We start from the raw sequence: 9,170 nt of genomic DNA, 5'->3' as shown, positions 1-9,170 counted from the left end.
GGGGTCGTTGATCCATGCCTGGCGGGGGATCGATGGTGGGACGGGGCGGCGGTTGAACCGTTCCGGGTGCCGTTCGTAGGCGGCTGTGAGGGTGGTGGCTCGTTGCTCACGTACCAGTTCCGCGGTGCCGAAGTGCACGCTGGCCGGCGTGTGGTAGCCGATCCCGGAGTGCCGGTGGACGTGGTTGTAGTAGCTGATGAAGCCGTCCATCCACTCCCGGGCGTGCGTCAGCGAGTCGAACCTGCGCGGGAAGTCGGGCTGGTACTTGGCGGTCTTGAAGTGGCTTTCGCTGTAGGGGTTGTCGTTGCTCACTTTGGGGCGTGAGTGGCTGCGAGTGACACCGAGGTCAATCAGCAGCTGGGAGACCTTCTTGGAGGTCATGGAGGTGCCCCGGTCGGCGTGCACGGTCTCGGGCACGATGCCGTTGCGCAGGATCGTCTCGCGGATCAGCTCCTCGGCCCGGTCGGCTGATTCGGCCCGCTCCACTGTCCAGCCGACGATGTAGCGGCTGTAGATGTCGATGATGACGTAGGCGTGATACCAGATGCCCTTGTCCGGACCCGCCAGCTTCGTGATGTCCCAGGTGAACACCTGCGAAGGGGCGTCGGCGACCAGCTCGGGCACGGTCCTGGCACCATGGGTGGCGATCCGGCGCCGCTCGCCGTCCTGCCCGGCCTCCTTCAGAATCCGGTACATCGTGCGCTCGGAGCAGTGGTAGCGGCCCTCGTCCAGTTCGCGGGCGTAGATCTGGGCCGGCGGAAGTTCGGCGTACTCGTCGCTGTTCACCAGCGCCAGCACGGTGGCCCGCTCTGCGGCCGACAGTGCGGTGACCGGGGCCGGACGCGGTCGCCCAGGTGCCGGCGGCCTGGGATGCAGCCGCCGGTGGTGGGTCGCCCGGGAACGTCCGGTGATCCGGCAGGCATCCACGATGCCCACCAGCAGCCTCAACTCCTCGACCGCCGCGTGCAGATGGCCGTCCAGGACGTGGCTCAGTCCGCGCTCCTGGACAGTGACTGCAAGAGCGCGTGTGTTTTTCCCAGCACCTCCAGTGCCGCGTTCTTCTGGTCCACCTCCGTGCGCAGCCGCTCGTTCTCCCGCCGCAGCTTGGCGTTCTCGGCCTCGGCCGGGTGCTTCCTGGGGCGGGCGGGACTGGTGCGGTGGTCGGTCAGCTGCGCGAGCGCACCGGCGTCGCGGGCGGTACGCCACTCGATCACGTGCGAGTGGTACAGGCGCTCGCGGCGCAGGATGGCGCCCTTCTCGCCGGCCGGGGCGCCGTCGTACTCGGCGACGATCCGCAGCTTGTACTCGGCGGTGAAGGTGCGACGCTTCGGCTTCGGCGCAGGATCGGCGCCGGGACCGCTGGTGCTGGTCATACGTGTGGTTCTCCTGCTCGCTCGTCCACCCAGGCTAACTGATTACACCAAGGCGTCTCGCCTAACGATGTCAGGGAGGGGACCGAGGAGGGAACCCCGCCCAGGCTCGTTGTGGCCAGGCCCGGCCGGGCGGGTGCGGGTCGTGGGGTGCGGGAAAAGGCCAGGTCGGAGCCCCTGCCGAGGTTGACCCAACCCCTGTAACATGGTTTAATTAGTGGTGTTGCAAGGGGAGGGCAACCCCCCCGACCGGCATCGTGGGGCCAGCCGACCCCGGACGATCTCTCACCAGGAGGACCGCGACATGCCCCGTAAGTCGAAGATGACCGACGAAGAGCGCCGGGCCTACTCCGCCAAGATGCGCGGTGAACTCGAAGCCGTCATGGATCGCGCGTACGGCGCGATGGTCGCCAGCGAAGAGTTCTGGGCCGCCGTCATGCGCACGGCCGCGAACCTGACCCACCCGGACCGCGACGACCGCAGCCCCACCAACTGCATGGCCATCGCTGCCCAGTGCTCTAACGCCACCCACGTACTCAGCTCCGGAGACTGGCGAAAGGTCGGGCGCTTCCCGGCTAAGGGGTCCACTTCCCTCCGTATCTGGACGCCGATCAAGCGGCGGTCCGAGGAGGGGCGGGAGGCCACGGCCGCAGTCGCCGACGGCGGGCGGCGAGAGGCCGCCAGCGAGGCCGCCGAGGGTGAGACGCGCAAGGTGTCGGGGTTCAAGGCCGGGCCGGTTTTCGATATCAGCCAGACCGACGGCGACGCCTACGAGCCGCCTGCCGCCGCCCCGCTCGCCGCCGAGGTCATCCGTGATGTCCTGGTGAACCAATACCGCAACCAGTACCACGAGGACCCCGAGCAGGCCGGAGGGTTCGACTTCACCCAGGACGCCCCCGACGATGCCGTTCGCATCCTGCTGTACGGCCACGCGTGGCGACGTATCACTGAGGTGGACGCGCCCCTTCCCGGCCGGCACGCTGCCGAGGTCGCCTCAGCCGCGCACGTGGCCGCGCTCATCCTCGGAATCAATCCGGGCCCCGCCGTCATGCCGCCGCTCGCGGGCATCATCACCCAGGACAGGAAGCCCCCGGTTCACGAGTCCGCCGTACGGGCCATCGAGACCGGCCGTGCCATTGCCCGCGCCGTCACCACGGCCGCCGAGCGCCGCCGCGAACTTGCCGTGACTGGTTGACCCGGACCCAAGAACATGGTTTAATTAATGGTGCCGGAAGGGGGAGGGCAACCCCCCGACCGACACCGCCGCCGGGGCCGACCAGCCCCGGCGGAATCTCTCACCAGACAGGACGCGACATGCTCACCACCGAAAAGAAGCCCACCGTCCAGGACTTCCCCACCGCGACGCTCGTGATCGGTGGCCCCTGGTTCCGGGGCCACCAGCTCGACACCCGCCCCGCCATCGTCGTCGGCCCGTTCGGCGGGCCGGAGTTCGCGGACGAGGCCACCATGTCCGTGGTCTGGTTCTTCACCCTCGGTGCCCCGCAGCCGGGCGACAGCGTCCAGGCGATGTTCCCGCACGAGCTGACCCCGTTGGACGACACGCTGACCACGATGCACCAGGACACCTTCCGCGACATCGTCCGCAGCCTGCGCCGAGGACGGTTCGCCTACGACGACGGGAACGCGCTCCGCGCCGCCGTCCGCCAGGCATGGCGCGAGCGGACCGGACTGGCCGAAGCCGACCCGGCCGCCCGGCACACGCTCCACCGCAGCTGACCAAGGCCCCGCCGGTCCGGGGGAGGGCAACACCTCCGGACCGGCAACCCCCAGCACCCAAGCGGACACCCCTTCGGGGCGGCAGGACAGGTCCGGTGCGTTCACCGCCGCCGGCCGACTCCGCCGCAGGCGGCTCCGCCGACCGACGACGGGCACCGGACCGCAGCGGACGCGCCCCGCGGGGGCGCGACAGCCCCTGTCGTCGCGCAGGCGCGACGACCCGCGAGCCGATCGTCCCTCACGGCCCGCGCCCGTGGTGCAGCGCCGCTGCCAACGCATGGTCCGCCCTGCGGACGGACCAAACTCTCACCAGGAAAAGCCAGTTCAGTGACTATCGAGATCACCCACACCCGCCGAGAAGGAACTTCTGTTGGGGTGCGAAGTGCATCGTGCACTGTCGCAGTTCGCAGGTCCACTCAGTCGGGTGAGACAGCCGCTATTGGGGTGTCGTGCACGGTGGAGATGTCGTTCCTGTCGCATGAGCCCACAATCCCTCCCGGCTTTCCGGTCGTTTCGCGTGCGGCTGCCGTCCGGAGTCGCCTACTGGACGGTCCTGGATGGCGAACTGCGGCTCGTCGACGCAGCGGACGCCTTCCTGCGGCATCTGCGATTCGGCCGAGACAGCGCGGAGTCCACTACGGAGTCCTACGCAGGTGCCACCGCCCTGTATCTGCGCTGGTGCGCCGAGAGCGGCCGGGCCTGGACGATCGGAGCACGCCACCTGGGCATGTTCATGGTCTGGCTCCGGCACGCACCTCGGTGCCCGTCGCCGACGCCGGAGTTCAACGGGCCGGGCTCGAAACCAGTTCGCGGGCCGCGCCGGGTCAACGCGGTACTGGCCGCGGTCCGTGAGTTCCTGAAGTACGCCGTCAGCAGCGGGGCTGCCCCAGCCTGGGTGATCGACCAGCTCTACGAGACCGGCGACAGCCGGGACCTGCCCGCCGAAGTGCAAGGCGAGTTGGGAATTCCCCGCGGTTACGCCAAGGTCCGCCACCGTCTGCACGAGCCGGACGACCCAGTCGACCGCGCCAGTGACGAGGAGATCGTCGCGCTCGTGCGGGCCTGCCGCTCGGCTCGCGACCGGCTGATCGTGCTGCTGATGGCCCGCGCCGGCCTCCGCCGCGGGGAACTCGTCGGTCTGCGCCGCGCCGACCTGCACTTCGTGCTTGATGCCCGGCCGCTGGGCTGCCCCATCCCCGGCAGCCACCTGCACATCGTCCGCCGCGACAACACCAACCGGGCCTGGGCCAAGTCCCGCAGCTCCCGGGCGGTCCCGGCCGACTCCCTGCTCCTCCAGGCCCACGACCAGTACGTCATCGAACGGGCAGGGATCGCCACAGCAGCCGACGGCGACTTCCTGCTGGTCAACCTCTTCCGTGGCCGCATCGGAGCCCCGATGCGGCTCGGAGCGATCAACGAACTGATGACCTCACTCAGCCGCCGAGCCCGCCTGGAACGACGCATCCGCCCGCACCAAGGACGCCACGGCTTCGCGGACAACATCATGGCCGCCGGTGGCCAACTCGACGAACTAGCCAATCTGTTGGGCCACGCATCACCGCTATCGTCCCAGCCCTACCTGCATCCCTCACACCAGCGGCTCCGCGAGGCCGTCGAGCGAGTCCCCAGCCCCCGCCTGCCCCGACAAGGAGAATGACCATGGCCCACACCGCCGAGGCCACGCCGCTCGTCGCCGCGCCGGCCGTCGACACCGACGAGTCGGTCACCAAGCGGCTGCGGGCCCAGCTGGACACCGAATTCCTGGCGAAGATCGGCTGGATCGAAGACACGCAGTGCTGGCGTCCTCCCAGCGAGGATCCGCTGGTCGGCTACCGGGTCTGCACCATCGTGGGCTGCGGCACCGTGATCGCCCACCGCAGGACGTGGTGCTACGCCTGCATCAAAACCTGGAAGGCCAGCGGGCTGGCCAAGGAGGAGTTTCAGGCCGTACACCGCCGCGAGGTCAAGGAATGGGACGAGCCGATCTGCGCGGTCCGCCACTGCGAAAGGCCCGCCAAGAACGCACGGACGAAGGTCTGCACCGCCCATCTGTGGCCCTACCAGCAAAGCGGCCAGAGCCTTCAGGAGTTCACCGCCCGCACAGACCTGACCGCCTACCCGCACCCCGGCCTCTGCCGGGTCGCCCTCTGCGACTGGCGCCGCTACACCACCCAAACGGCAGAGGGCCTGTGTCTGCCACACACCAAGCGGCTCCAGGCCCAGCGCCGCAAGAACCCCGACACCCAGATCGATCTGGAGCACTGGCTGCGGAGCGTTCCCGCCCGACGGGATGCCCGCCGGGTCGACCTGCGCGGCCTCTCGCCCCGCGTCGTCGCGGAGATCCTGATCGGCCTCCAGGAACGCTACCGAGCCGGGAACATCACCGAGATGTTCCGTCTGCGGCTGCTCTGCACCCACGCCCGCACTCAGCAGGCCAGCACCCTTGAGGACCTGGTCATCCCGATCCGGGGCATCGACACACTGCGGTCCACGATCGTCAAGGCCGCCCGCCTGGCCGCCTCCGATCCCGAGACCGAACGGCACAAGGACACCTGGAACGCCGCCGTCTTCGGACAGGGCAACCAGACCATCGACTTCAGCAAGATCACCCAGCCCTGGCTGCGTGAGGTGGTCAAGTACTGGGTCAGCGAGGAAATGCCGCGCCGCCGCGGCAAAGCGGTCGGCTCCGTCATGCAGAGCTACGTGGCCAGCACGACCAGGCTCTCCGAGAGCCTGCGCCTGCACCGAACCGACGATCGCGGAGACATCCCCGCCCGGCTCGGCCGAGAGGATGCCATCTGCTTCCTCAACCGCCTCGCCTACCTCACGAGCATCGGCAAGATCACCCTCTACATGCGGATCAATGACTGCCGCAACGTCAAACGCGTCATCAACGACCTGCGCAACCGCGGCAAGCGGATGCCCGGCGACATCACCCGAACCCTGCCCCCGGAGTTCACCTTCCTCGCCGAGGACATCCCCCGCCCACCGGATGACGACGAACCCGGCCGGGCCCTGCCCGACCGCGTGCTTGCCCAGCTCTGCCAGGCCCTGCCGGAACTGGAAGCCCGCTCCGGCCCTTCATTCCGCGTCGCCACCGAGCTCCTGATCGACACCGGCCGCCGCCCCGAAGAGATCTGCCGTCTTCCCTGGGACTGCCTCGCCACCAGCGCCGACGGCAAGAGCGTCCTCATCTACCACGACTACAAGAACAACCGGCCCGGCCGCCGCCTGCCGATCGCGGACGCCACCGCAGAAGTCGTACGCGCCCAACAACGCCTCGTCCAGGACCTTTTCCCCGATACCCCGCTCGGCGAACTCGCTCTGGCGCCCGCCCCGAAACGCAGCCCCACCGGCGCCCGCTGCCTGACGGAAGCCTCCCTCACGTCCATCCACCGGGTCTGGGTCGATTCCCTGCCCCCGCTGCTGGCCGACGGTGACATCGAGTTCAACAAGGCGGCCATCTACGCCTACGCCTACCGGCACAGCTATGCCCAACGACACGCGGACGCCGGAGTCCCACCCGATGTGCTGCGCGATTTGATGGGCCACCGCTCGATGCGGACAACTCAGATTTACTACCGCATTACGGGCAAGCGCATGCGTCAGGCGGTCGAGCGAGTGGCGGCCCACCAGTTCGACCGCCACGGCCAGCGCACCTGGCAGAAGATCCAGGGCGCTCTCGACGACGAACATGTGCGCCTGCGGATCGGACAGGTCTCCGTGCCCTTCGGGATCTGCATGGAGCCCAGCAACGTCAAGGCCGGCGGCCACGCCTGCCCGTTCCGGTTCCGCTGCCTGGGCTGCGGCCACTTCCGCACCGACGCCTCCTACCTGCCCGAACTCAAGGACTACCTCAACACCCTCCTGCGCGACCGCGAACGCGTCCTGGCCACCGGAGAACTCGACCCGTGGGCCCGCACCGAAGCAGCCCCGTCCGACACCGAGATCAGCAAGCTCCGCCAGCTCATCCACCGCGTCGAGGACTCCATGGACGACCTCACCGACGAGGACCGCGAACAGATCAAGGAAGCCGCCAACGCGTTGCGCCGCACCCGCCAGGTCGTCGACCTCGGCATGCCCGTCATCGGCTCCTTCATCGACCAGACCAGGAACGAACACCGCCCATGAACAGCGCAAAGTGCCTCACCGAAGCCCGGCGCAAAGACAGCGAACGACGCCGCACCAAGGTCATGTCCGCACTCGATCAACTCGCCACCCTCGGCGAGGAGATCACCGTCTCCGCCGTCTCACGGGCTGCCGGAGTGCACCGCAGCCTCATCTACCGGCACCCGGACCTGCACGCAGCCGTCACCGCACGCGCTGCCGCCGAACCGCCACCCGGCACCATCACAGGTCCCAGCGCAAGCAAGCAGTCCCTCCTCGCGGACATCGCGAACCTCACCGACCGCATCCGCCGTCAGGACACTCACATCCGCCACCTCGAACAGCGTCTCACCGAAGCCATCGGCGAACAGGTCTGGCAACAAGCCGGCCTCGGCGGACCCCCCGATCACGACGACTTACAGAAACGCGTCAACCAGCTCGAACAGCACATCGCCGAGCTGCGGCAACAACTCGCCGACCGCGACGACGACCTCGACGCCGCCCCCTCCCTGACATCGTTAGGCGAGACGCCTTGGTGTAATCAGTTAGCCTGGGTGGACGAGCGAGCAGGAGAACCACACGTATGACCAGCACCAGCGGTCCCGGCGCCGATCCTGCGCCGAAGCCGAAGCGTCGCACCTTCACCGCCGAGTACAAGCTGCGGATCGTCGCCGAGTACGACGGCGCCCCGGCCGGCGAGAAGGGCGCCATCCTGCGCCGCGAGCGCCTGTACCACTCGCACGTGATCGAGTGGCGTACCGCCCGCGACGCCGGTGCGCTCGCGCAGCTGACCGACCACCGCACCAGTCCCGCCCGCCCCAGGAAGCACCCGGCCGAGGCCGAGAACGCCAAGCTGCGGCGGGAGAACGAGCGGCTGCGCACGGAGGTGGACCAGAAGAACGCGGCACTGGAGGTGCTGGGAAAAACACACGCGCTCTTGCAGTCACTGTCCAGGAGCGCGGACTGAGCCACGTCCTGGACGGCCATCTGCACGCGGCGGTCGAGGAGTTGAGGCTGCTGGTGGGCATCGTGGATGCCTGCCGGATCACCGGACGTTCCCGGGCGACCCACCACCGGCGGCTGCATCCCAGGCCGCCGGCACCTGGGCGACCGCGTCCGGCCCCGGTCACCGCACTGTCGGCCGCAGAGCGGGCCACCGTGCTGGCGCTGGTGAACAGCGACGAGTACGCCGAACTTCCGCCGGCCCAGATCTACGCCCGCGAACTGGACGAGGGCCGCTACCACTGCTCCGAGCGCACGATGTACCGGATTCTGAAGGAGGCCGGGCAGGACGGCGAGCGGCGCCGGATCGCCACCCATGGTGCCAGGACCGTGCCCGAGCTGGTCGCCGACGCCCCTTCGCAGGTGTTCACCTGGGACATCACGAAGCTGGCGGGTCCGGACAAGGGCATCTGGTATCACGCCTACGTCATCATCGACATCTACAGCCGCTACATCGTCGGCTGGACAGTGGAGCGGGCCGAATCAGCCGACCGGGCCGAGGAGCTGATCCGCGAGACGATCCTGCGCAACGGCATCGTGCCCGAGACCGTGCACGCCGACCGGGGCACCTCCATGACCTCCAAGAAGGTCTCCCAGCTGCTGATTGACCTCGGTGTCACTCGCAGCCACTCACGCCCCAAAGTGAGCAACGACAACCCCTACAGCGAAAGCCACTTCAAGACCGCCAAGTACCAGCCCGACTTCCCGCGCAGGTTCGACTCGCTGACGCACGCCCGGGAGTGGATGGACGGCTTCATCAGCTACTACAACCACGTCCACCGGCACTCCGGGATCGGCTACCACACGCCGGCCAGCGTGCACTTCGGCACCGCGGAACTGGTACGTGAGCAACGAGCCACCACCCTCACAGCCGCCTACGAACGGCACCCGGAACGGTTCAACCGCCGCCCCGTCCCACCATCGATCCCCCGCCAGGCATGGATCAACGACCCC

The 9,170-nt window shown here is 68.6% G+C and carries 9 protein-coding genes; 7 read left to right on the top strand and 2 right to left on the bottom strand.

Annotated elements, in window-relative coordinates; genetic code table 11:
• Together B9S57_RS27055 and B9S57_RS34675 are read right to left on the bottom strand one after the other, a co-directional pair.
• The coding region (locus tag B9S57_RS27055) for an IS3 family transposase (protein ID WP_107499030.1) at positions 1-969 on the bottom strand (969 nt) is incomplete at its 3' end.
• 20 nt (positions 970-989) lie between these two features.
• Positions 990-1,373 (bottom strand): transposase, encoded by a 384-nt coding sequence (locus B9S57_RS34675; protein WP_181011488.1) that lies wholly within the window; start codon positions 1,371-1,373, stop codon positions 990-992.
• Positions 1,374-1,674: 301 nt separating this feature from the next.
• On the opposite strand from B9S57_RS34675, the gene B9S57_RS27045 reads away from it, so the two are divergent.
• From B9S57_RS27045 to B9S57_RS27015, 7 genes are all read left to right on the top strand, one after another.
• On the top strand, positions 1,675-2,565 hold the full coding sequence (locus B9S57_RS27045) for a hypothetical protein (RefSeq protein ID WP_103759825.1): 891 nt from the start codon (positions 1,675-1,677) through the stop codon (positions 2,563-2,565).
• Positions 2,566-2,684: 119 nt separating this feature from the next.
• The gene (locus tag B9S57_RS27040; protein WP_103759824.1) at positions 2,685-3,107 is read left to right on the top strand and encodes a DUF6409 family protein; all 423 of its coding nucleotides are present in this window, start codon (positions 2,685-2,687) and stop codon (positions 3,105-3,107) included.
• A gap of 517 nt (positions 3,108-3,624) precedes the next feature.
• A complete protein-coding gene (locus B9S57_RS27035) occupies positions 3,625-4,764 on the top strand; it encodes a tyrosine-type recombinase/integrase (protein WP_219818599.1) in 1,140 nt (379 codons plus the stop codon).
• A gap of 2 nt (positions 4,765-4,766) precedes the next feature.
• Positions 4,767-7,238: a tyrosine-type recombinase/integrase gene (locus B9S57_RS35000; RefSeq protein ID WP_219818598.1), complete on the top strand. Its 2,472-nt coding sequence runs from the start codon at positions 4,767-4,769 to the stop codon at positions 7,236-7,238.
• A complete protein-coding gene (locus tag B9S57_RS27025) occupies positions 7,235-7,801 on the top strand; it encodes a DUF6262 family protein (RefSeq protein ID WP_181011491.1) in 567 nt (188 codons plus the stop codon). The genes B9S57_RS35000 and B9S57_RS27025 overlap by 4 nt, the downstream gene beginning before the upstream one ends.
• Positions 7,798-8,181 carry a transposase gene (locus B9S57_RS34670; protein ID WP_181011488.1) on the top strand — a complete coding sequence of 128 codons (384 nt, stop codon included), beginning with the start codon at positions 7,798-7,800 and terminating at the stop codon, positions 8,179-8,181. The genes B9S57_RS27025 and B9S57_RS34670 overlap by 4 nt, the downstream gene beginning before the upstream one ends.
• Positions 8,178-9,170: IS3 family transposase (locus B9S57_RS27015; protein WP_308457423.1), on the top strand; the 993-nt coding region annotated here is incomplete at its 3' end. The genes B9S57_RS34670 and B9S57_RS27015, both read left to right, overlap by 4 nt.

Origin of the sequence: Streptomyces sp. SM10, assembly GCF_002910915.1 — a bacterium.
Lineage (GTDB): Bacteria > Actinomycetota > Actinomycetes > Streptomycetales > Streptomycetaceae > Streptomyces.
This window is presented reverse-complemented; position numbering and strand designations above follow the sequence as displayed.